General features: G+C 71.7%; 21 protein-coding genes. 15 read left to right on the top strand and 6 right to left on the bottom strand.

All coding sequences use genetic code 11. The features are described from left to right. Window positions 1–45 precede the first annotated feature (45 nt). Complete coding sequence (locus BMX74_RS45490; RefSeq protein ID WP_055504034.1) at window positions 46–336, top strand: chorismate mutase; 291 nt, start codon at window positions 46–48, stop codon at window positions 334–336. Between the two features lie 31 nt (window positions 337–367). Here BMX74_RS45490 and BMX74_RS10705 read toward each other — a convergent pair whose 3' ends face one another. Together BMX74_RS10705 and BMX74_RS10710 are read right to left on the bottom strand one after the other, a co-directional pair. Next, window positions 368–1,489, bottom strand: a complete 1,122-nt coding sequence (locus BMX74_RS10705) for an SGNH/GDSL hydrolase family protein (protein ID WP_177227303.1) — start codon at window positions 1,487–1,489, stop codon at window positions 368–370. A gap of 85 nt (window positions 1,490–1,574) precedes the next feature. Further along, on the bottom strand, window positions 1,575–2,927 hold the full coding sequence (locus BMX74_RS10710; protein ID WP_218153932.1) for an amino acid permease: 1,353 nt from the start codon (window positions 2,925–2,927) through the stop codon (window positions 1,575–1,577). Between the two features lie 166 nt (window positions 2,928–3,093). Here BMX74_RS10710 and dnaE point away from each other — a divergent pair, with 166 nt between their 5' ends. After that, entirely contained in the window at window positions 3,094–6,621 is a 3,528-nt protein-coding gene (gene dnaE, locus BMX74_RS10715) for a DNA polymerase III subunit alpha (protein ID WP_055503056.1), read from the top strand. Between the two features lie 294 nt (window positions 6,622–6,915). Further along, window positions 6,916–8,295: an amidase gene (locus tag BMX74_RS10720; RefSeq protein ID WP_091099939.1), complete on the top strand. Its 1,380-nt coding sequence runs from the start codon at window positions 6,916–6,918 to the stop codon at window positions 8,293–8,295. A 328-nt stretch (window positions 8,296–8,623) separates the two neighbouring features. Here BMX74_RS10720 and BMX74_RS10725 read toward each other — a convergent pair whose 3' ends face one another. After that, the gene (locus BMX74_RS10725; RefSeq protein WP_475717159.1) at window positions 8,624–9,820 is read right to left on the bottom strand and encodes a transposase; all 1,197 of its coding nucleotides are present in this window, start codon (window positions 9,818–9,820) and stop codon (window positions 8,624–8,626) included. Between BMX74_RS10725 and BMX74_RS10730 the strand changes: the two genes are divergently transcribed. Beyond that, window positions 9,768–10,214: a hypothetical protein gene (locus tag BMX74_RS10730; protein WP_063792002.1), complete on the top strand. Its 447-nt coding sequence runs from the start codon at window positions 9,768–9,770 to the stop codon at window positions 10,212–10,214. The genes BMX74_RS10725 and BMX74_RS10730 overlap by 53 nt on opposite strands. Window positions 10,215–10,242: 28 nt before the next feature. Here BMX74_RS10730 and BMX74_RS10735 read toward each other — a convergent pair whose 3' ends face one another. Then, the gene (locus BMX74_RS10735; protein WP_177227304.1) at window positions 10,243–10,767 is read right to left on the bottom strand and encodes a hypothetical protein; all 525 of its coding nucleotides are present in this window, start codon (window positions 10,765–10,767) and stop codon (window positions 10,243–10,245) included. Window positions 10,768–10,887: 120 nt separating this feature from the next. Between BMX74_RS10735 and murA the strand changes: the two genes are divergently transcribed. Together murA and BMX74_RS10745 are read left to right on the top strand one after the other, a co-directional pair. Then, entirely contained in the window at window positions 10,888–12,198 is a 1,311-nt protein-coding gene (gene murA / locus BMX74_RS10740; protein ID WP_236714688.1) for a UDP-N-acetylglucosamine 1-carboxyvinyltransferase, read from the top strand. Window positions 12,199–12,250: 52 nt separating this feature from the next. Then, window positions 12,251–14,482, top strand: coding sequence for a transglycosylase domain-containing protein (locus BMX74_RS10745; RefSeq protein ID WP_091100172.1), 2,232 nt, complete (start codon window positions 12,251–12,253; stop codon window positions 14,480–14,482). 2 nt (window positions 14,483–14,484) lie between these two features. Here the strand turns inward: BMX74_RS10745 and ybaK are convergent, their stop codons facing one another. Both ybaK and ligD read right to left on the bottom strand, forming a co-directional pair. Then, the gene (gene ybaK / locus BMX74_RS10750) at window positions 14,485–14,940 is read right to left on the bottom strand and encodes a Cys-tRNA(Pro) deacylase (RefSeq protein ID WP_055504031.1); all 456 of its coding nucleotides are present in this window, start codon (window positions 14,938–14,940) and stop codon (window positions 14,485–14,487) included. A gap of 75 nt (window positions 14,941–15,015) precedes the next feature. After that, complete coding sequence (gene ligD, locus BMX74_RS10755; RefSeq protein ID WP_091099943.1) at window positions 15,016–16,017, bottom strand: non-homologous end-joining DNA ligase; 1,002 nt, start codon at window positions 16,015–16,017, stop codon at window positions 15,016–15,018. A 437-nt stretch (window positions 16,018–16,454) separates the two neighbouring features. Here ligD and hisD point away from each other — a divergent pair, with 437 nt between their 5' ends. Genes hisD through hisF form a run of 9 tightly spaced genes read left to right on the top strand, consistent with a single transcriptional unit; the run spans window position 16,455 to window position 22,510 of the window. Further along, window positions 16,455–17,780, top strand: coding sequence for a histidinol dehydrogenase (gene hisD / locus BMX74_RS10760; protein WP_055504030.1), 1,326 nt, complete (start codon window positions 16,455–16,457; stop codon window positions 17,778–17,780). Next, the gene (locus tag BMX74_RS10765) at window positions 17,777–18,847 is read left to right on the top strand and encodes a histidinol-phosphate transaminase (RefSeq protein WP_091099945.1); all 1,071 of its coding nucleotides are present in this window, start codon (window positions 17,777–17,779) and stop codon (window positions 18,845–18,847) included. Before hisD ends, BMX74_RS10765 begins: the two co-directional genes overlap by 4 nt. Continuing rightward, window positions 18,844–19,437 (top strand): imidazoleglycerol-phosphate dehydratase HisB, encoded by a 594-nt coding sequence (gene hisB, locus BMX74_RS10770; RefSeq protein ID WP_055503051.1) that lies wholly within the window; start codon window positions 18,844–18,846, stop codon window positions 19,435–19,437. Before BMX74_RS10765 ends, hisB begins: the two co-directional genes overlap by 4 nt. Further along, window positions 19,434–19,589, top strand: a complete 156-nt coding sequence (locus BMX74_RS43965) for a hypothetical protein (RefSeq protein ID WP_176573337.1) — start codon at window positions 19,434–19,436, stop codon at window positions 19,587–19,589. The genes hisB and BMX74_RS43965 overlap by 4 nt, the downstream gene beginning before the upstream one ends. After that, on the top strand, window positions 19,583–20,221 hold the full coding sequence (gene hisH, locus BMX74_RS10775) for an imidazole glycerol phosphate synthase subunit HisH (protein WP_091100174.1): 639 nt from the start codon (window positions 19,583–19,585) through the stop codon (window positions 20,219–20,221). The genes BMX74_RS43965 and hisH overlap by 7 nt, the downstream gene beginning before the upstream one ends. 53 nt (window positions 20,222–20,274) lie before the next feature. Beyond that, window positions 20,275–20,604, top strand: a complete 330-nt coding sequence (locus BMX74_RS10780) for a hypothetical protein (protein WP_055503050.1) — start codon at window positions 20,275–20,277, stop codon at window positions 20,602–20,604. Then, complete coding sequence (gene priA / locus BMX74_RS10785; RefSeq protein WP_091099947.1) at window positions 20,605–21,327, top strand: bifunctional 1-(5-phosphoribosyl)-5-((5-phosphoribosylamino)methylideneamino)imidazole-4-carboxamide isomerase/phosphoribosylanthranilate isomerase PriA; 723 nt, start codon at window positions 20,605–20,607, stop codon at window positions 21,325–21,327. A 20-nt stretch (window positions 21,328–21,347) separates the two neighbouring features. Further along, entirely contained in the window at window positions 21,348–21,752 is a 405-nt protein-coding gene (locus tag BMX74_RS10790) for a Rid family hydrolase (RefSeq protein WP_201784515.1), read from the top strand. After that, window positions 21,749–22,510, top strand: coding sequence for an imidazole glycerol phosphate synthase subunit HisF (gene hisF, locus BMX74_RS10795; RefSeq protein WP_055503047.1), 762 nt, complete (start codon window positions 21,749–21,751; stop codon window positions 22,508–22,510). The genes BMX74_RS10790 and hisF overlap by 4 nt, the downstream gene beginning before the upstream one ends. The last annotated feature ends 4 nt before the right edge of the window (window positions 22,511–22,514 follow it).

Below are 22,514 nucleotides of genomic sequence, written 5' to 3' on the forward strand. Positions count from 1 at the left end.
GCCGACCTGCGGGCGGCGCAGGAGGCGGCCACGCTCGTCGGCGCGCTGCTGCGGCCCGAGTCGCCCGAGACGCTCGACGAGTGCAGGCAGGCCATCGACCGGGTGGACGCCGCCCTGGCCACCCTGCTGGAGCGGCGCGCCACGCTGGCGGGCACCGTGCAGCGGCTCAAGCCCGTCGGCGGCTTCGCCGGGCGCGACATGGAGCGCGAGCGCGCCCTGGTGGCGGCCATGGCGAGGCGGGCGCCGCAGCTCGGCGAGGAGCGGCTGGCGCCCGTCATGAACGCGGTCATCGAGGCCGGGCTCAGCCTCGCCGAGGACCGCGCCCGCCGCCCGTGACCCGGCCGCCCCGCCTCCCGGGGCCACGGAGTCAGGGGGCGGCGAGGCGGAGGTTGTTCATCGGGCGGCCAGGACCGGCCGCGATCTGGCGGGTCACCAGCTCCGCGAACCGGCGGTAGCCGTCGGCCGTCGGGTGGAAGCTGCGCGGGTCGACGGCCGGCTCCTCCATGTCGAGCAGCAGCCCGTGCAGGTACGGCGCCGCCGTGCCCACCTCGTGGCCGGAGAACGCCTCGTAGGCGTCGACGTACTCGACGCTCCCCGGCGCGCCGAACGCCGCGAGCGCCCGGTCGAACTCCCGCGCCACGCCCGCCACGGCGTCGTCGAGCCGCCGCGTCACCGCGTTCAGCCAGCGCTGGTCGGCGGGGCTCAGGTTGTCGACCCTCCCCGAGGGCGAGACGGGGAAGGGCCTGGGGTAGCCGAGGACGATGATCCGCGCCTCCGGCGCCCGCACGCGCAGCTCGCGCAGCAGCGTCAGCAGGTTCGGGCGCAGCGCGGCGATGCGGGAGGCGACGTCGGCGTCCTGGTCGACGCAGGCCGACGACCACGGCAGCTTGACGATGCAGCCGGTGAGGACCTGGGTGAACCCGGCGTCGTTGCCGCCGATGCTGAGCGTCACCAGGCTGGTGCCCGGCTTCACCCTGCTGATCTGCGAAGGGCCGCCGTGTTGCCCGGACAGGAGCTGCCCGGTGGTGGCGCCGCTGCAGGCGAGGAAGGAGCTGCCGCCGCCGAACCGGTACGCCCCCGCCACCTGCGGCACGTACGACCCGGTCGCCCGGTGGCAGCGGCCCCCGTCGCCGCCGTCGTCCCCTGGGAGGGGCGCGCCGTCGTAGACGCCCTCGCCCGAGGAGTAGGAGTCGCCCAGCCCCACGTACGCGCCCGCCACCGCCACCTGGAGCGGTGTCAGGCGGACGGCGCGCGGCAGGCGGCCCGCCGGCTCGGCCGTGTCGGGGCAGCCGGCGCCGAGCGCCGAGCAGGCCAGCGTGGTGTAGACGCCGAGCGGCGCGCCCGCGACGGCGGCTCCGGCGCCGAGGACGGCCGCCAGTGCCGCCGAGACGGCCGCCCGCCGCCTCCCGCCCGCCCGCGCCCGGCCGGGGCCCGCTTCCCGCGGCCCTGCCCGGCGCACCCGCGTCGCGTGCGGCTCTGTCCCGTGCACTTCCTTCTCGTGCAGTTCCTTCTCGTGCGGTTCCGCGCCGTCCAGCGCAGCCTCCCCCTGGTGGCCGATCCGTCCGGCGTCGAGCCTAACCCGAGGCGGACTGCCCGCGCCTGCGCCTGTTCAGCCACCAGCCGAGGGCGATGCCCGCCGCCAGCGCCGGGATCAGGTAGAACGCCACGCGCTGGTCGGGGTCGGCGAACGGCATCAGCAGGACGACGAGCAGCAGGAAGCCGAGGGTCAGCCAGTTGGTGAAGGGCGAGCCCGGCATGGGGAACGTCGAGCGGTGCCCCCGCCTGCGCAACTGCAGCTGGGAGTAGACGAGCACGCCCCAGGTGGTGACCACGCCGAGAGAGGCGCCGGCGGTGGCGATGTTGAAGGCGCGTTCCGGCAGGTAGTAGAAGAGCACCACGCCGCCGAGGAACATGAGCGCCGTGAACACGATGCCGCCGATCGGCACGTGCCGCGAGCTGAGCACCGAGGTGAAGCCGGGCGCCTCGCCCTTCATGGCCATCGAGCGCAGGATCCGGCCGGTCGCGTACAGGCCGGAGTTGCACGACGACAGGGCGGCGGTGATGACGATGAGGTTCATGGCGTCGGCCGCCCACGGCACGCCGAGGCCGGAGAAGAACGTCACGAAGGGCGAGACTCCGGCCCGGTACATCGTCCACGGCAGGACCATGCCGAGCAGCGCCACCGAGCCCACGTAGAAGACGGCGATGCGCCACACCACGCCGTTGATCGCCCGCGGCATGACCCGCTCGGGCCTCGCCGTCTCGCCGGCCGCGATGCCGACCAGCTCGATGGCGGCGTACGCGAAGACCACCGACTGCAGGCTCATGAGCACCATCGGGAACCCGGTGGGGAAGAAGCCGCCGTGCGCGACGAGGTTGTGCGGGCCCGCGCTGCCCGTGCCGAAGACCACCAGCACCAGCGCGACCACCAGGAACGTCGTGATGGCCAGCACCTTCAGCAGCGAGAACCAGAACTCCAGCTCCCCGAACAGCCGCACCGACAGCAGGTTCACCGCGAGCACGAACCCCAGCGCGAGCAGCGCCGTCAGCCACTGGGGGAACGCCGGCGCCCAGTAGTGGATGTACGCCCCGATCGCCGTCAGCTCCGCGATGCCGGTGAACGCCCAGTTGACCCAGTACATCCAGCCGCTGGCGAACGCCGCCCACGGGCCGATGAACTCGCCCGCGTACTCGACGAAGGACCCCGAGGTGGGGCGGTAGAGCACCAGCTCGCCGAGCGCCCGCATCACGAAGAACGCCGCGAGCCCGGCGATCGCGTACGACAGGACCAGCGCGGGACCGGTGGCGGCGAGCCGGCCGCCCGCGCCCAGGAACAGGCCCACGCCGATCGCCCCGCCGATGGCGATCATCTGGACCTGCCGGTTGCCCAGCGCGTGTGTGTACCCCTCGTCAGTCTGCGCGCCCACAGTGTCCCCTTCGTTACTTTCCGTGAAGAAGACGATATCGAGGCTGTTGACCGTGATGCGGCCGCCGCGCCGGTCCAGGGGACGTGCGGCCCTGCCGCGGGATGTCGGCCGGGGCCACTAGAGTCGGAGCGCACCATCACACATTCAGACCGGGAGGCGCCGCTCCATGTCGTCCAGCGACTCGTTCGTCCATCTGCATGTGCACACCGAATACTCCATGCTCGACGGGGCGGCCCGGCTCAAGCAGATGTTCAAGCAGGTCGGAGACCTGGGCATGCCGGCGATCGCGATCACCGACCACGGCAACATGCACGGCGCGTACGACTTCTACAAGCAGGCCACCGGCGCCGGCATCAAGCCGATCATCGGCATCGAGGCGTACGTCGCGCCGGAGCTCCGTCACAACAAGAAGCCGGTGCTGTGGGGCGAGCCGCACCAGAAGAAGGACGACGTCTCGGCGGGTGGCTACTACACCCACATGACGATCTGGGCCAGGAACAAGGCGGGCCTGCACAACCTGATGAAGCTCAGCTCGCGCGCCTACACCGAGGGGTTCGTGCGCAAGTGGGCCCGCATGGACGCCGAGATCCTGGCCGAGCACGCCGAGGGCCTCATGGCCACAACCGGCTGCCCCTCCGGCGAGGTGCAGACCCGGCTGCGGCTCGGCCAGTACGACGAGGCGCTCGCGGCGGCCGCGCGCTTCCAGGAGATCTTCGGCAAGGACAACTACTACCTGGAGATCATGGACCACGGCCTCGACATCGAGCGCCGCGTCCGCGACGGGCTGACCAGGATCAGCAAGGAGCTCGGCATCCCGCCGCTGGTCACCAACGACTCCCACTACACCTACGAGTCCGACGCCTCCTCCCACGACGCCCTCCTGTGCATCCAGACGGGCAAGCAGCTGTCCGACCCCGACCGCTTCCGCTTCGACGGCAGCGGCTACTACATCAAGACGGCCGACGAGATGCGCGCCGTCGACTCCTCCGACCTGTGGGCCGAGGGGTGCCGCAACACGCTGCTGGTGGCCGAGAAGGTCGATCCCTCCGGGTTCTTCGAGTTCAAGAACCTCATGCCCACCTACCCGATCCCCGAGGGCATGAGCGAGGAGGAGTACTTCCGCCAGCAGGTCTGGGAGGGCATGCGGCGCCGCTTCCCCGACGGGGTCGACGACGAGCACCGCACGTGGGTCGAGAACGAGCTGGGCGTCATCCTCCAGATGGGCTTCCCCAGCTACTTCCTCGTGGTCTCCGACTTCATCATGTGGGCCAAGAACAACGGCATCCGCGTCGGCCCCGGCCGTGGCTCGGCGGCCGGTTCGCTGGTGGCGTACGCGCTGGGCATCACCGACCTCGACCCGATCCCGCACGGCCTGATCTTCGAGCGCTTCCTCAACCCCGAGCGCGTCTCGATGCCCGACATCGACATCGACTTCGACGAGCGCAGGCGCGGCGACGTGATCAGGTACGTCACCGAGAAGTGGGGCGCCGACAAGGTCGCCATGATCGCCACGTTCGGCACCATCAAGGCGAAGGCCGCCATCAAGGACGCCGGGCGCGTCCTGGGCTACCCGTACGCGCTGGGCGATCGCGTCTCGAAGGCGTTCCCGCCCGCCGTCATGGGCAAGGACATCCCGCTGTCGGGCATCTTCGACAAGGACCACCCGCGCTTCAACGAGGCCGGCGAGCTGCGCAAGCTGTACGAGGAGGACGTCGACGTCAAGGCGACGATCGACTTGGGGCGCGGCCTGGAGGGCCTGATCAGGCAGACCGGCGTCCACGCCGCCGGCGTCATCATGTCGGCCGAGCCGCTGACCGACTACATCCCGATCATGCGCCGCGACTCCGACGGCGCGATCATCACGCAGTTCGACTACCCGACCTGCGAGACGCTCGGCCTGCTGAAGATGGACTTCCTGGGCCTGCGCAACCTCACGATCATCGACGACTGCCTGAAGATGATCGAGCTGAACACCGGGCGCGCCATCGACCTGCTGGAGCTCCCGCTCGACGACACCAAGACGTACGAGCTGCTGGCGAGGGGCGACACGCTCGGCATCTTCCAGCTCGACGGCGGCGGCATGCGCACCCTGCTGCGCCTGATGAAGCCCGACAACTTCGAGGACATCTCCGCGGCCCTCGCCCTCTACCGGCCGGGCCCGATGGGCGCCAACTCCCACACCAACTACGCGCTGCGCAAGAACGCCCAGCAGGAGATCACGCCGATCCACCCCGAGCTGGAGGAGCCGCTCCAGGACATCCTGTCCACCACCTACGGCCTGATCGTCTACCAGGAGCAGGTCATGGCCATCGCCCAGAAGGTGGCCAACTACTCCCTCGGCGGCGCCGACCTGCTGCGCCGCGCCATGGGCAAGAAGAAGAAGTCCGAGCTGGACAAGCAGTTCGAGTTCTTCGAGAAGGGCATGAAGGACAACGGGTTCTCCGACGCGGCCGTCAAGGCCCTGTGGGACATCCTGCTGCCGTTCTCCGACTACGCCTTCAACAAGGCCCACACCGCCGGCTACGGCCTGGTCTCGTACTGGACGGCCTACCTCAAGGCCAACTACCCGGCCGAGTACATGGCGGCGCTGCTCACCAGCGTCAAGGACGACAAGGACAAGTCGGCCCTCTACCTCAACGAGTGCCGCCGCATGGGCATCAAGGTCCTGCCGCCCGACGTCAACGACTCCGACTTCGACTTCACGCCGCGCGGCAGCGACATCCGCTTCGGCCTGTCCGCCATCCGCAACGTCGGCGGCAACGTCGTCGACGGGGTCATCAACGCGCGCAAGCAGAAGGGGCGTTTCGCCGACTTCAAGGACTTCCTGCGCAAGGTGCCCGCGATCGTCTGCAACAAGCGGGTGATCGAGTCGCTGATCAAGGCGGGGGCGTTCGACTCGCTGGGCCACGTCCGCAAGGGCCTGGTGATGGTGCACGAGCAGGCCGTCGACGCGATCATCGACATCAAGAAGAACGAGGCCATCGGCCAGGACTCCCTGTTCGGCGCCGTCGAGGGCGGCGAGGACCAGACCTTCGACATCCAGATCCCGGTGGGCGACTGGGACAAGAACACGCTGCTGCAGTTCGAGCGGGAGATGCTCGGCCTGTACGTGTCCGACCACCCGCTGTTCGGCGTCGAGCACATCCTGGCCGCCGGTGCCGACTGCTCGATCGCGGCGCTGCAGGACGAGTCACGCTCCGACGGGCAGATCGTCACCGTGGGCGGCATCCTCAGCGGCGTGCAGCGCAAGGTCACCAAGAAGGGCGACACCTGGGTCCTCACCCAGCTGGAGGACCTTGAGGGCTCGATCGAGGTCATGATCTTCCCGTCGGCGTACCAGCTGTGCTCGACGATCCTGGCCGAGGACGCGATCGTCTTCGTCAAGGGCCGCATCGACAAGCGCGAGGACGTCGCGAAGATCATCGCGATGGAGGTGACCGCGCCCGACCTGACCCAGGAGGCCGGGGGGCCGCTGCTGGTCAGCCTGCCGCTGACCCGCTGCACGCCGCCCGTGGTGAGCCGGCTCAAGGAGATCCTCACGACCCACCCGGGCACGTCCGAGGTGCACCTGCAGGTCCACAACGGCCCGAAGACCACCGTGCTGCGGGTGGAGGACCGCTACCGCGTCACCCAGTCGCCCGCCCTGATGGGCGACCTGAAGGAGCTCCTCGGCCCCGCCTGCCTGGGCGCCTGACCCCGCCGGGAGGGTCCGGATCCTCCTCACCGGGCCGGGCTCCAAGAGGCGCCCGGCCCCCTCACGGGGTCCGGCTCCGAGAGGCGCCTGACCCCCTCACGGGGTCCTGCTCCGAGAGGTGACTGACTCCGTCCGAGGGGTCGGGTCCCCCCTCACCGGGTGGGGCTCCGAGAGGCGTGCCTCGCGCTTCGGCGCGCCCGGTGGGGGCGCGCTCGCGGGTTTTGGCAGGTTTGTACGCGCGCGCTGGCAGGTGTCGCCGTCGTCCGGGCAGCGGGGGTGGGGGAGGATCGCAGGGTGAGCGAACTGCACTACCTGACCGCCGCCGAGATGGCCAGGCTGGTCGCGTCGAGGCAGGTGAGCGCCGTGGAGCTGCTCCAGGCGCACCTCGACAGGATCGAGCAGGCCAACCCGGCGGTGAACGCCGTCGTCACGCTCGTCGCGGAACGGGCGATGCGCGCGGCCGAGGCTGCCGACGCCGTCCCGCGCGGCACGCCCGTGGGGCCGCTGCACGGCGTCCCGGTGGCGCACAAGGACCTCGTCGACACCGCCGGCATCCGCACGACGTACGGGTCGCCGGTGTTCGCCGACCACGTCCCCGAGCGCGACGACGTGATCGTGCGGCGGCTGCGGGCGGCCGGGGCGATCACGGTGGGCAAGACCAACACGCCCGAGTTCGGCACCGGCTCGCACACCGTGAACGAGGTGTTCGGGGCGACGCGCAACCCGTACGACCTGTCGAGGTCGGCCGGGGGCAGCAGCGGCGGCGCGGCGGCGGCGCTGGCCACGGGCATGGTGCCGCTGGCCGACGGCTCCGACATGGGCGGCTCGCTGCGCAACCCGGCGTCGTTCTGCAACGTGGTCGGCCTGCGTCCCACTCCGGGCCGCGTGCCCGACCCGTCCGACACGGCGGCCTGGTACACGCTGGCCGTGCCGGGGCCGATGGCGCGGACCGTCGAGGACGTCACGCTCATGCTCGGCGCGATCGCCGGGTTCGACCCGCGCTGCCCGTTCTCCATCACCGAGGCCTTCGCGCCGGAGCCCGAGGAGGGCGTGGCGGGCCTGCGCGTGGCGTGGAGCCCCGACCTGGGCGGGCTGCCGGTGTCCAGGGAGACGGCGGCCGTCACGGCCACCGCGCCGCAGGTGCTCGAGCGGCTGGGCGCCCGGGTCGAGCAGGTGGACCTCGACCTGTCCGACGCCGAGGACGCGTTCCGGATCTACCGGGCCTGGTACTACGCGCTGTCGTTCGGCGACCTCGACCGCCTGGGCCCCAACACGCGGTGGAACGTCGAGCAGGGGCGCGCCGTGACGGGCGCGGACCTCGCCAGGGCCGAGCGGCTGCGCAGCGGCCTGTATCAGCGGATGGCCGATTTCTTCGACGCCTACGACGTGCTGATCGCGCCGGTCAGCCAGGTGCCGCCGTTCCCGGTGGAGCAGCCGTACGTCACCGAGATCGACGGCGTGCCGATGCCCGACTACCTGGCGTGGATGCGCTCGGCGTACTGGGTCAGCGTGCTGCACGCGCCGGCGGCGTCGGTGCCGGCCGGGTTCACGGCGTCGGGGCTGCCGGTGGGGGTGCAGATCGTGGGGCGGCCGTTCGCCGACGCCAGGGTGCTGCGGGTGGCCCGCGCGTTCGAGCAGGCGACGGGCCACGGCCTGCGTCGCCCATCTCTCTGACCTGGGGTACGGCCTGCGTCGCCCATCTCTCTGACCCGGGGGGTACGGCCTGCGTCGCCCACCCCTCTCACCCGGGCGGCCGCCGCCTGCGCCGCCCGCCTCTCTGGCCTCAGGCCATCGCCGGCGGGCGCTCGCCCGCGTGACCCCGGCTCCTGGGACGCTGTTGGCGAATCCGGGGTTTCGTGCCTAGGCAGCTAGCGCTGCCAAGTGTGAGGTCCTCGTCGGAGCGAGGGGCACGCCCATCAGCCACGCGTCGATCCCCGTCAGGTTCATCGCCGTGGCGGTGAGCAGGTGCTGGAGATGGGTCTTGGCGATCCCGCGTGGGTGATCACATGAGGTGCGCCGTCATCGCAGGTCTCGGTGAGGTGGACCTTGAAGCCATCCCACTGGGTATCGCGCTTGACGCCGACGCGCGTCCTCGTCGTAGGGGGAGACCAGGCGCGGACGAGGCCGGCTGCTCCTGAGAGGTGCGCCACCGGACCTGTCCATCCTCGTCGCGGAACTCCTGAATCCAGATCCGCCGCAGCATCTCCACGGCAGGGACCTCCCGGAGCCACGGCGGGGCTGACTCGGAATAGACGGCGAGCAGCAACCGCATTCCGTCCGCTCCGATCTGGTTGGCGAGTTCGACCTTGGCCGCCGTCTGCCTAGGCGTCCGGAACTCTTCGGTGCGGGCGTCGTAGCGATCCCACCAGTCCGACTGAGCGACCGTGACCAGCCAGTCGGGGGCCGCCACGGCCAGCGCGTTCAGCGCCGCCCGCAACGTTTCGTGCACCTTCTCCAGCCGGTTCATCGACCGGATGGCGGCTAGAACATGAGTGGAATCGGTCCGCTGCCGGCCGCCGCTGCGCACCAGGCCGGCTTCGCGGGCGCGTTCCAGCACGGCATCGAAAACCCGCTGTTCCATGCGATTGTCGATCAGCCGGAGGCGGAACTCGCACAGTACCGAGTGGTCAAACCCGGGATCGGTCAGCTCCAGGCAGAGCGCGTATTTCCAGTCGATCCGGGCCCGCACCGCCTCGGCCGCCTTCCGGTCGGACAGATTCTCGGTGAACTGCAAGATCGACACCAGCGCGAGCCGCGCCGGCGACAGGGCAGGCTGCCCGCGAGTCGAGAACGCCTCGGCCAAGTCCTCATCTTCGAACGGCACTCCCAGCTCGTCACGGATCCTGATCGCCATGCTTCCCTTGGGGAACGCGGCCCGCGCGACCTCTGCGGTGGCACTGGGGATCAGCGCGGACTCGACTCGGCGTAGCGACACCAACGACCAACCTTCGAGAAGATCAACAAAAGAAGCGGGCCCGTGATCCCATAGGTGATCACGGGCCCGCTTCGCCTTTGTCTCGAATGGTCTTGGCTGCAGCTGAATGAAATCTCTGACCTCAGTTAGCGATCTATACGATGTGACCTGAACGAGTATTTGCCAACCGGGCCCGTCAGCTCGTGGCGGCGTGAGGAGCGTTGGTGTCGGGATGACGGGGCAGACGGCGAAGATCGAATCGCGTTGTGGTGGTTGCGGGGGCACCTTGGTCCGCCAGGTGAATCAGTTCATCGACTGCGGGCAGCTGTGGTGGGATGCCGAGGTCTCCTGTGGGTCCTGCGGTGCTGGCTGGTGCGAGCACTCAGGCCCGGGCAAGGCGCCGGAGGATGTCCGCAGTGCCCTGCTGGCGAAACATGGGCCGAGCCGGTTGCGTGTGGTCGGTCCAGTGCCGAGCCTGGTCTCGGTCTTGAAGGTTCTGCGGGAGGTCTGGGAGGTGTCGCTTCCCCAGGCTCGTGAACTGGCCGACGAGCTGACTGACACCGGCTTGGTCGGGACGCTGGCGGAGACGGAGTTTCTGAAGACTCGGCTGCGGAGCCGTGGCGTCGCAGCCGAGGTGGGATCCGATGCCGGCCCGGAGGGTGAGCGGATTCCCCCGTAGCCAGTCTTTGATCAATTCGCCAACAGCGTCACCTGGTGGCCGGGGGCCCCTCGTCCCGGTCGCCGGGGGCGGGGGACTGACCCTGGAGGGGCTGGGAGTCCGGGGCGGCGCCCAGGGGGTGGCGCAGAGGCGACTCGCGGTAGCCGTGCATGCCCTCCAGCAGCCCGAACAGCCCCACGGCGAGCAGCGGCCAGCACACCAGGACGCCGGACGCGGTCAGCCTCAGCGCTCCCGGCACGACGGTCGTGCCGGGGGAGGCCGCCGCCTCGACGGTCACCGCGCCGATCGTGACCGTCGATCCGAGCCACAGCGTCAGGAACGCGGCGAGCACCCCTCCGCCGCACAGCCCGACCAGCACGGGCAGCATCGCCTTGCGGCCCACGGCCCACGCGACCGCGCCGCAGGCCAGGCCCAGCCCGCCGGTGATGACGGCGTACCAGCCGTCGGCGGCGATCAGCGCCTGCGTGGTGGGGTCGGCGAGCATCGTCCCCCGCCCGCCCACCTGGTACGGGGCACGCGGCGACAGGTACGACCAGAGCAGCCCGGCGGGCACGGCGAGAACAGCGAGAATGAGGACAGTTACCGCAAAAGCGCGTACTTCCCTCGCCACGCCATTCCCCCTCACATGTGTGCCCGAATCAGCTCGATGGTATCCCCCGGTTAGGCTCGCTTCGTGATTGCTGAAGAGGTGTGGTTGATCGAACCCTCGGGCCCGCTCCGGGGTGACGTCGAGGTGCGCGGCTCCAAGAACGCCGTGTCCAAGCACATGGTGGCCGCGATGCTGGGCGGCGGTGAGAGCAGCATCCACAACGCGCCCGAGGTCGGCGAGGTGGGCATCACCGCGGCGATGCTGGAGGCCCTCGGCATCGAGGTGGAGATCGGCAGGAAGGAGATCCGCATCGCGCCGGGCAGGGAGATCACGCCCCGGGTGCCCGACGCGTTCACCGGCCTGAACCGCATCCCCATCCTCATGCTGGGCCCGCTGCTGCACCTCACGGGCGAGGCGTTCGTCCCGCTGGTCGGCGGCGACCCGATCGGGCGGCGGCCGGTGAACTTCCACGTCGAGGCGCTGCGGTCGATGGGCGCCGAGGTGGAGGTGGGCGACACCGGCATCTTCGCCAAGGCCAGGCGGCTCCACGGCACCAGGATCGAGCTGCCGTACCCGAGCGTGGGCGCCACGGAGACGGTGCTGATGTCGGCGGTGCTGGCCGAGGGCAAGACGGTGCTGAAGAACGCCGCCATGGAGCCCGAGGTGGTGGAGCTGGCGCTGTTCCTGCAGCGCATGGGCGCCAGGATCGAGCTGTCGCCCGACCGCAGGATCGTCATCGAGGGCGTCGAACGGCTGCGCGGCGCGTCGATCTGGCTGGCGGGCGACCGCATCGAGGCGTTCTCGTACCTGGCGGCGGGGCTGATCACCGGGGGAGAGGTGCGGGTGCACGGCTGCCCGCAGGACCGCCTGGTGACGGCCATCACGACGCTGGCCAGGATGGGCGCCAGGTTCGACATCAACGACGAGTACCTGTGCGCGACGGCGCCGCCGGAGGGGCTGCGCTCGGCGGCGGTGCAGACCGACACGCACCCGGGGTTCATGACGGACTGGCAGACGCCGCTCATGGTGCTGTTCACGCAGAGCCAGGGCATGTCGGTGCTGCACGAGACGGTCTTCGAGAACCGCCTGGTGTACGTGCCCGCGCTGCAGCGGATGGGCTGCGAGATCGAGGTGTTCGACCAGTGCCTGGGCGGCCCCGCCTGCCGCTACCACGACACGAACGCCCGGCACTCGGCCGTGGTGCGCGGCGTGTCGAAGCTGCGCGGCGCGGACGTGACGCTGCCCGACATCAGGGCGGGCTTCTCGGCGGTGCTGGCCGCCGCCGTGGCCGACGGAACGTCCACCTTGCGTGGAGTGCACCACATCGAGCGGGGCTATCACCGCCCGTTCGAGCAGTTCGCGTCGCTTGGTCTGAACATCCGTAGAGAACGGTAAAGACGTCGGAAGCGGGCGTTTGCCGGGCCTGTGGCGGTCGCAGATCATCTGCGTGACTGTGCTCAGATCCATCGGGGGACTCGGGCTGGCCGGGGCGCTCAGCGGGGTGCTGGCGGCGGCGCTGGCCGCGCCCGTGGTGAGCGGCGGGGGGCTGGCCGCGAAGAACGTCGCCGACACCTTCGTGGACCTGCCGCCCGCGCCGCACGAGGAGCCGCTGGCCCAGGTGACCAGGCTGCTGGACAAGAACGGCAGGCAGTTCGCCCAGTTCTACGAGGCGAACAGGACGAACGTGCCGCTCACCGCCGTCGCCCCGGTGATGCGCAAGGCCATCGTGGCCATCGAGGACGCCCGCTTCTACGAGCACGGGGGGCTCGACGTCAGGGGCACCCTGCGCGCGCTGCTCACCAACACCCAGGCGGGCGGCATCAGGCAGGGCGGCTCGTCGCTGACGCAGCAGCTCGTCAAGAACATCCTGGTGGAGTCGGCCCGTACCGACGAGGAGCGGGACAAGGCCAGGGCGCCGAACCTGGCCCGCAAGATCACCGAGCTGCGGTACGCGCTCGCCCTGGAGGAGAAGTACCGCAAGGACGAGATCCTGGAGAAGTACCTCAACATCGCCTACTTCGGCGCGGGCGCGCACGGGGTGGAGGCGGCGGCCAAGAGGTTCTTCTCCGTCTCGGCCGCCGAGCTGACGCTGGGCCAGGCGGCGACGCTGGCGGGGGCGGTGCGGATGCCGTACTCGACCGACCCGTCGCTCGGCAAGAGCCACCAGGCGCGGCTGCTGCAGCGGCGCAACCTCGTGCTGGACCGCATGGCGGGGCTGGGGAACATCACGCGGGAGCAGGCCGAGGAGGCCAAGCGCGAGCCGCTGGGGCTGCGGCTCAGGCCGGAGCCCGGCGGGTGCGAGCAGAGCGACTACCCGTACTACTGCCTGTACGTGCAGCGGGAGCTGCTGACGAACCCGGCGTTCGGCAGCACGCCCGCGCAGCGGCGCAGCAAGCTGATGCGCGGCGGCCTGGTGATCAGGACGAGCCTCGACCCCGCCGCGCAGCGGGCGGCCGAGCAGGCGATCCGGCGCCGGGTCTCGCCCGAGGACACCGAGGTGGCGGCCGAGGCCATGGTCGAGCCGGGCACCGGCAGGATCAGGGCGATGGCGGCGAGCAAGAGGTTCGGCCGCAACAAGGGCGACAGGAAGAACGGGCCGCGCACCACGTTCAACCTGGTCGCGGACGTGGCCCACGGCGGCGGGCAGGGCTTCCAGGCAGGGTCGACGTTCAAGGTGTTCACCCTCGCGACGGCGCTGAAGCAGGGCTGGCGCTTCCGCGACGGCTTCAGGACGCCCGGCGAGCTGGTGCCCTCGCAGGGCTACCGCGACTGCAGGGGCAACCCGGTCAACGACCCGGAGACGCGCATACTCAACGCCAGCGGCGAGGGCTCGGGCGGCCCACACAGCATCGAGACGGGCACCTGGCAGTCGGTGAACATCTTCTACATGATGCTGGAGCGCAAGGTCGGCCTGTGCAACGTCGTGAAGACGGCCAGGTCGCTCGGCATCGCCAGGGCCGACGGCAGGCCGCTGCGCGAGGTGCCGACGTTCACGCTCGGCGTGAACGAGATGGACCCGGTGACGGTGGCGGCGGCGTTCGCGGCGTTCGCGGCGCGCGGCCGGTACTGCCGCCCGCTCGCGATCGTGGAGATCACCGACAGGGAGGGCCACCGCGCGAGCATCCCGCCGGCCTGCGAGCAGGTCATCGACCGGCAGGTGGCCGACGCCGTGAACCACGTCCTGACCGGCGTGTTCGACAAGGGCACGATGAAGGGCCAGAGCATCGGCAGGCCCGCCGCGGGCAAGACCGGCACCAACAACGGCTACACGTCGGCCTGGTTCGCCGGGTACACGCCGGACCTGGCGGCGGCGGTGAGCGTCGGCGACATCCGCGGCTCCTACCGCTTCCCGCTGCAGGGGGTGCAGATCGGGCAGGAGTACTACGGCGCGGTGCAGGGCGCGTCGCTGCCGGGGCCGATCTGGGTGGACTCGATGCAGGCGGCGCTGCGCGACACCGAGCCGCGCGGCTTCCCCGGGCCGAACATGGACCGCTTCGGCGGCGGCTTCACCCCTGGCCTGGAGGAGGAGGAGAGGAAGCGGGCCGAGGCGGAGGGCAGGAAGCGCGACGGCGGGGTGGCCTTCCCGCAGCGCCACCGCAGGCTGTTCGAGTGGCTGCTGAGCCAGGCGCCGATGGATCCGGACGCGCACTGGCCCCGGCGCCACGGCCGGGACGACTAGCGTCAGTCGGCCTTGCCGATGCGCGCGGTGACGGCCCGGGTGAGGCCGATGAGGTTGGCGGGCGCGGTCTCGATCTGCAGGCCGCGCCTTCCGGCGGAGAAGTAGACGGTCTCGAAGTCGAGCGCGGAGGAGTCGACGACCGTGGGGAGCTGCTTGCGCTGGCCCAGCGGGCTGATGCCGCCGACGACGTAGCCGGTGACGCGCTCGACCTTGGCCGCCTCGGCCATGGCGGCCCGCTTGCCGCCGAGCGCCGCCGCCATCGCCTTGAGGTCGAGCTTGCCCGACACGGGCACGACGGCGACCGCGAGCCCCGCCTCGACCTCGACGACGAGCGTCTTGAAGATGCGCTCGTACGGCACGCCGAGCGCGTCGGCGGCCTCCTCGCCGTACGCCTGGGCGCCGGGGTCGTGGTCGTACGGGTGCAGGGTGAACTCGGCCTTGGCCTTGGTCAGGGCCATGGTGGCCGGGGTGCCGCCCTTGCCTTTGGTTTTGCTCACGACATCCGATTGTAGCGAATCTACATTGTAAAGGCCCTAGCCGGTGGCGGCGCCGCCCTCGCGCAGGATCTCGTCCGTCGTGACCTCGGCGGGGGACCGGTCGGGGCGCAGCCCCCGCCAGGAGGGGTGGCGCAGCCGGCCGTCGCCCGTGACCTCCGCGTACTGGACCTCGCCGACCAGACGCGGCTCCACCCAGTGGGCGTCGCGCGCGTCCTCGCGCGGCACCGGCAGGGAGAACGGCGGGCCGGGCCGCTCCAGCGGGGCGAGCCTGGCGAGCAGGTCGCGCAGCGTGGCCTCGGTGAAGCCGGTGCCGACGTGCCCCACGTACACCAGGCGGCCCGCCGGGTCGTACGCGCCGAGCAGCAGCGAGCCGATGCCGCCCGCGCGCCGCCCGCCGCCGGGCCGCCACCCGCACAGCACCACCTCGACCGCGCTGACGTTCTTGACCTTGGTCCACTCGGCGCTGCGCCGCCCCGGTCGGTACGGCGAGGTCAGCCGTTTGCACACGACGCCTTCGAGACCGAGCCTGCGCGAGGAGTCGAAGGCCTGCTCGGCGTGGTCGGGGAACCACACCGGCACCTGCCAGCGGTAGCCCGGCATGAGCGTGGACTCCAGCAGCTCCCGCCGCTCGGTGTACGGCCTCGCGATCACGCTGTCGTCGTCGAGGTGGAGCACGTCGAAGGCCATGTACGTCACGGGCACGGTCCTCGCCAGCTCGGCGACGGCCATGGGACGGCGCTGGTGCATGCGCGGCTGGAGCGCGCCGAAACTGGGCCGCCCGGCGTCGTCGAACGCGACGATCTCGCCGTCGAGCACCGCGGCGCGGCGGCCCGTCGCCCCGGCCATGAGCTGGAGCTCGGGGTAGGCGGGGGTGATGTCCCTGCCGTTGCGCGACACGAGGCGGACGGCGCCGTCCTCGACGTAGGCGAGGGCGCGCACGCCGTCCCACTTCATCTCGACGGCCCACTCCGGGCCCTGGACGGAGGGGAGGGTGCCGAGCTGGGCGAGCATGGGCGCGTAGGCAGGCAGCCTGGCCATGACGGCAGAGGTACCCCCGTGCGGGGGACGTCAGTGGTGTCGGCGGGTCTGGGAATGGTCAAGCCCCTGGGCGCGGCGGCTCGGGAACCGCCCGGCTCCCCTGACCCCCGCACGCGGACGCCCTCTCGCGCGGACGCCGCCGAGGGCACGCCCGGCGGGTCCGGTGAAGAACTCGCCGGGGGCGTTAGGGGAGCCGTTCGCCGGGCAGAAGGGGTGCTCCTGGCTTTCCTCCCACGCCGCGGCCGCCGCCCCCGTGACGGCCGCGGCCGCCCGTCCCGGCACGGCCCGGTACGGGGCGGGTGGCGGCCGTGGGGCGGCGCCCGGCCGTCCCACGGCCGTGCCGTCCCGCACGGGCGGCCCGGCGCGGAGCCGGACGCGGAGCGTCCCGGATGGTGGACGGAACGGGAGGCAGGGTCCGGACTCCGTAGACTGTGAGGGTGATTTCCCGTATCGACATGCGCGGTTCCCTTCCGGCGAACCTGCGCGACGTGCTGCCCCGCGCCGAACTCGACGTCGAGGCCGCCCTGGAGAAGGTGCGGCCCATCTGCGACGACGTGCGCCATCGCGGGGCGGCAGCCGTACGGGAGCTGACCGCCAGGTTCGACGGTGTCGAGATCGACAGCACGCGCGTCCCCGCCGAGGAGCTGACCAGGGCGCTGGCCGAGCTCGACCCGAAGGTCAGGGCGGCGCTGGAGGAGTCGATCAGGCGGGCCAGGCTCGTCCACCGCGACCAGCGGCGCACCGACGTCACCACGCAGGTCGTGCCCGGCGGCACCGTCACCGAGCGGTGGGTGCCCGTCGACCGCGTGGGCCTCTACGTGCCCGGCGGCCGGGCCGTCTACCCCTCCAGCGTGGTCATGAACGTCGTGCCCGCGCAGGAGGCGGGCGTGCCGTCGCTGGCCGTCACCAGCCCGGCGCAGAAGGAGTTCGGCGGCCTGCCGCACCCCACGATCCTCGCCGCGTGCGCGCTGCTCGGCGTCGAGGAGGTCTACTCCGTCGGCGGGGCGCAGGCCGTGGCCATGTTCGCGTACGGCACCGAGGAGTGCCCTCCCGCGACCATGGTGACCGGCCCCGGCAACATCTGGGTCGCCGCGGCAAAGCGCCTGCTCAAGGGCCGTATCGGCATCGACTCCGAGGCCGGGCCCACCGAGATCGCGATCCTCGCCGACGAGACCGCCGACCCCGTCCACGTCGCCGCCGACCTCATCAGCCAGGCCGAGCACGACGTGATCGCCGCCGCCGTCCTCGTCACCACCAGCGCCGAGCTGGCCGACGCGGTCGAGCGGGAGCTTCCCGCGCAGATCGCGGCCACCAAGCACGGCGAGCGCATCACCGAGGCGCTGTCGGGCCGCCAGTCGGGCATCGTGCTCGTCGGCTCGCTCGACGACGGCGTGAGGGTCGTCGACGCCTACGCGGCCGAGCACCTGGAGATCCACACGGCGGACGCCGCCGAGGTGGCGGCCCGGGTCCGCAACGCCGGCGCGATCTTCGTCGGCACGTACGCGCCGGTCTCGCTCGGCGACTACCTGGCGGGCTCCAACCACGTGCTGCCCACGGGCGGCTGCGCCTGCCACTCCAGCGGCCTGTCCGTGCAGTCGTTCCTGCGCGGCATCCACGTCGTCGACTACACCCGTGAGGCCCTCGCCGACGCGGCGGCCCACGTCACGGCCCTGGCCGACGCCGAAGACCTGCCCGCGCACGGCGCCGCCGTCCGCGCCCGGTTCGGCTGGCAGGTGCCCTCGACCCCGGAGCGTCCCGCGTGAACCTGGACGACCTGCCCATCCGCGACGACCTGCGGGGCAAGACGCCGTACGGCGCGCCCCAGATCGACGTCCCGGTCCGGCTCAACACCAACGAGAACCCGTACCCGCCCTCGCCGGAGCTGGTCGCCGACCTGGCGGCCGAGGTGGCGGCGGGCGCCGCGACGCTCAACCGCTACCCCGACAGGGACGCGCTGGCGCTGCGCGCCGACCTGGCCGCCTACCTCGGCCACGGGCTGACCTCCGACCAGGTGTGGGCGGCCAACGGCTCGAACGAGGTGCTGCAGCAGATCCTCCAGGCGTTCGGCGGCCACGGCCGTTCCGCGATGGGGTTCGAGCCGTCGTACTCGATGCACCCGATCATCACCACCGGCACCAACACCGCGTGGGTCAGGGCGGCGCGCGAGGAGGACTTCTCGCTCGACCCGGGCAGGGCCGCCGCCGCGATCGAGGAGCACGACCCCGACGTCGTCTTCCTCACCTCGCCGAACAACCCCACGGGCACGGCCCAGCCGCTGGAGACGATCAAGGCGGTGCTGGCCGCGGCCAGGGGCATGGTCGTGGTGGACGAGGCGTACGCGGAGTTCGCCAGGGAGGGCACGCCGTCGGCGCTGACCCTGCTGCCCGAGCACCCGCGGCTGATCGTCACGAGGACGATGTCGAAGGCGTTCGCCATGGCGGGCACGCGGCTGGGCTACCTGGCCGCGCACCCGGCCGTGGTGCAGGCGCTGCTGCTGGTGCGGCTGCCGTACCACCTGAGCACGCTCACGCAGACGGCGGCGCGGGTGGCGCTGCGGCACCGCGAGGATCTGCTCGGCACGGTCGCCGCGCTGCGCGCCGAGCGCGACGCGACGGTGGCGTGGCTGCGGGACAAGGGGTTGACGGTGGCCGACTCCGACGCGAACTTCGTGCTGTTCGGGCGTTTCCCCGACCGCCGCCGCGTGTGGGAGGGGCTGCTGGAGCACGGCGTGCTCATCCGCGAGGTGGGGCCGCCTGAGTGGCTGCGTGTGTCGATCGGCACGGGCGAGGAGATGGCGGCCTTCCGCGCCGCGATGGAGGAGGTTCTGTGAGCCGGGTGGGTCGTGTCGAGCGCGTCACGAAGGAGACCTCGGTGCTGGTCGAGGTGGGCCTCGACGGCACCGGCCGGGTGGACGTCTCGACCGGGGTCGGTTTCTACGACCACATGCTGGCGCAGCTCGGCAAGCACGGGCTGTTCGACCTGACCGTCAAGACCGAGGGCGACCTGCACATCGACGCGCACCACACGATCGAGGACACCGCGCTCGCGCTGGGGGCGGCCTTCCGCGAGGCGCTGGGCGACAAGTCGGGCATCAGGCGGTTCGGTAGCGCGTCGTGCCCGCTGGACGAGTCGCTCGCCCAGGTCACGGTCGACCTGTCCGGACGGCCCTACCTCGTGCACACCGAGCCCGAGGGCATGGCGCCGATGATCGGCCCCGAGTACGACACGACGATGACCAGGCACATCCTGGAGTCGTTCGTCGCGCAGGCCGCGATCTGCCTGCACGTCCACGTCCCGTACGGGCGCAACGCCCACCACATCGTGGAGGCGCAGTTCAAGGCGCTCGCGCGGGCGCTGCGGGAGGCGTCGGAGCCCGACCCGCGGGCCTCGGGCGTGCCGAGCACGAAGGGCGTGCTATGACCGAGAACCTCATCGCCGGGGTGATGGTCTTCATCGGGCTGTTCCTCATCGGCGGCGTGTTCTCGCTGGCCCGGCAGGGTCTGAAGGTCGGGGCCGTCGTCTGCGCGCTCGGCGCGGCGATGGCGATCACGGCGGGGGTGCTGTGGTGGTGAACAGGAAGCGCGTGGTCGTGCTCGACTACGGCTCTGGCAACCTGCGTTCGGCGGAGCGCGCCCTGGTGCGCGCCGGCGCGGACGTGACCGTGACGTCCGACCTCGACGCGGCGATGGACGCCGAGGGCCTGGTCGTGCCGGGCGTCGGCGCGTTCGAGGCGTGCATGGCCGGGCTCAGGTCCGTGTACGGCGACCGGGTCATCGGCCGGCGCCTGGCCGGGGGCCGTCCGGTGCTCGGCATCTGCGTCGGCATGCAGATCCTCTTCGCCAGGGGGGTCGAGCACGGCGTCGAGACCGAGGGGTGCGGCGAGTGGCCGGGCACCGTCGAGCGGCTCGACGCGCCCGTCCTGCCGCACATGGGCTGGAACACCGTCAAGGCGCCCGAGGACAGCGTGCTGTTCTCGGGCCTCGACGCCGGCACCCGCTTCTACTTCGTCCACTCCTACGGGGTGCGCGAGTGGGAGCTGCGTACCGGCGACGGCTTCCGCGAGCCGCTGGTGACGTGGGCCGAGCACGGGGTGCCGTTCGTGGCCGCCGTGGAGAACGGCCCGCTCATGGCCACCCAGTTCCACCCGGAGAAGTCCGGCGACGCGGGCGCCGTCCTGCTGCGCAACTGGCTCGGCACCCTGTGAGCCCGCGATGAGCCCTGCTGCGAGGCCCTTGTGACCCGCCTGGCAGGCCTCCCGTGAGCAAGGAGCGGGCGCGCCGCCGCGCGGCGCGCGAGGCCGAACGGGCGCGGGCCGTCCGCCTGAACGAGGAGCGGCAGGCGCGCAGGTCGCGCCGCCGCGCCCGCGTCGCCAGGCTGGCCCCGCGCCCGGTCAGGTTCGCCAGGCAGCGCGGGCTGCTGGCCCGCCGCCGGCGGAGCCGGAACGCGGCGGCGGTGGTCGCGTTCCTGATCGTCCAGGTGGTCGTCTGGCTGCTCTGGACGTCTCCGCCGCTCAGTTTCGCCGTCTTCGTCTTGTCCTTGCTGCTGGCACCCGTTGCCGTGACCCTCGCTTTCGACCGGAGGACCTGAATGTCACTCGTATTGCTCCCCGCGGTGGACGTGGTGCGCGGCCAGGCCGTACGCCTCGTCCAGGGCGAGGCCGGCACCGAGACCGGCTACGGCGAGCCGCTCGCCGCGGCGCTCGCCTGGCAGGAGGCCGGCGCCGAGTGGATCCACCTGGTCGACCTCGACGCGGCGTTCGGCCGGGGCTCCAACCGTGAGCTGATCAGGGAGATGATCGGCAAGCTGGACGTGAACGTCGAGCTGTCGGGCGGCATCCGCGACGACGAGTCGCTGGCCGACGCGCTGTCCACGGGCTGCCGCCGCGTCAACATCGGCACGGCGGCGCTGGAGAATCCCGGCTGGTGCCGGAGGATCATCGCCGAGCACGGCGACAGGATCGCCGTCGGCCTGGACGTGCGCGGCACCACGCTGGCCGCCCGCGGCTGGACCGAGGACGCAGGCGACCTGTGGGAGGTGCTCGACCGGCTGGAGTCCGACGGCTGCTCCCGCTACGTCGTCACCGACGTGACCAAGGACGGCACGCTGAAGGGCCCGAACCTCGACCTGCTGCGCCAGGTGTGCGCCCGCACCGACAAGCCCGTGGTGGCCAGCGGCGGCGTCTCCTCGCTCGACGACCTGGTGGCGATCGCCTCGCTGGTGCCCGAGGGCGTGGAGGGCGCGATCGTGGGCAGGGCCCTGTACGCTCACGCGTTCACCCTGCAGGACGCGCTCGCCGCGGTACGCGGGTAACCTCGCCGGGAGGGGACGGAGTGAGCGTCAGCATGCAGAACACCGGCACACGGGTGTTTTCCGGCGGTCCCTGGGAGGAGAAGTACGGCTACGCCCGCGCCGTGGTCGTGGGCGACCGGGTGATCGTCTCCGGGTGCACGGCCGCCACGGCGGGCGGGGAGATCCGCCACGTCGGCGACGCCTACCTGCAGAGCCTGGCCGCGATCGACCTCGCGCTGGAGGCGGTCAGGGCCGGGGGCCTGAGCCTGGAGGACGTCGTGATGGTCCGCTACTACGTGGTCGAGCACCGGCACTTCGACCACGCGGGCAGGGCCATCGCCGAGAGGTTCGGGGCGGTGCGGCCCGCCTGCACAGGGGTGAGGGTGGCCGGGCTGGTCGACCCGAGGATGCTGGTCGAGATAGAGATCGAGGCACTGCGAGCATGACGGTAGCGGTAAGGGTCATCCCCTGTCTCGACGTGGACGCGGGCCGCGTCGTCAAGGGCGTCAACTTCGAGAACCTGCGCGACGCCGGCGACCCGGTGGAACTGGCCAGGCGGTACGACGAGGAGGGCGCCGACGAGCTGACCTTCCTCGACATCACGGCGTCGTCCGGCGAGCGCGAGACCATGCTCGACGTGGTTCGCAGGACGGCCGAGCAGGTGTTCATCCCGCTCACGGTGGGCGGCGGCGTCCGCTCCGTCGAGGACGTCAACCGGCTGCTGCGCGCCGGCGCCGACAAGGTGTCGCTGAACACGGCGGCCATCGCCCGTCCCGAGCTGCTGACGGAGGCGTCGCGGCGGTTCGGCGCGCAGTGCGTCGTGCTGTCGGTCGACGCCCGCCGTGCCCCGGGCACGCCGAGCGGGTTCGAGGTGACCACGCACGGCGGGCGGCGCGGCACCGGCATCGACGCCGTGGAGTGGGCGGCGCGCGGCGAGGAGCTGGGCGTGGGCGAGATCCTGCTCAACTCGATGGACGGCGACGGCACGCTCGACGGCTACGACCTGGAGATGATCCGGGCGGTGCGGGCGGCGGTGCGGGTGCCGGTGATCGCCAGCGGCGGCGCGGGGCGGCTGGAGCACTTCCCGCCGGCCGTGGAGGCGGGCGCCGACGCGGTGCTCGCGGCGAGCGTCTTCCACTTCGGCACGCTGAAGATCTCCGAGGTCAAGGACACCCTCCGCGCAGCCGGCCACCCGGTCCGCTGACCGC

It is taken from the genome of Nonomuraea pusilla, from assembly GCF_900109355.1.
GTDB classification, from domain to species: domain Bacteria; phylum Actinomycetota; class Actinomycetes; order Streptosporangiales; family Streptosporangiaceae; genus Nonomuraea; species Nonomuraea pusilla.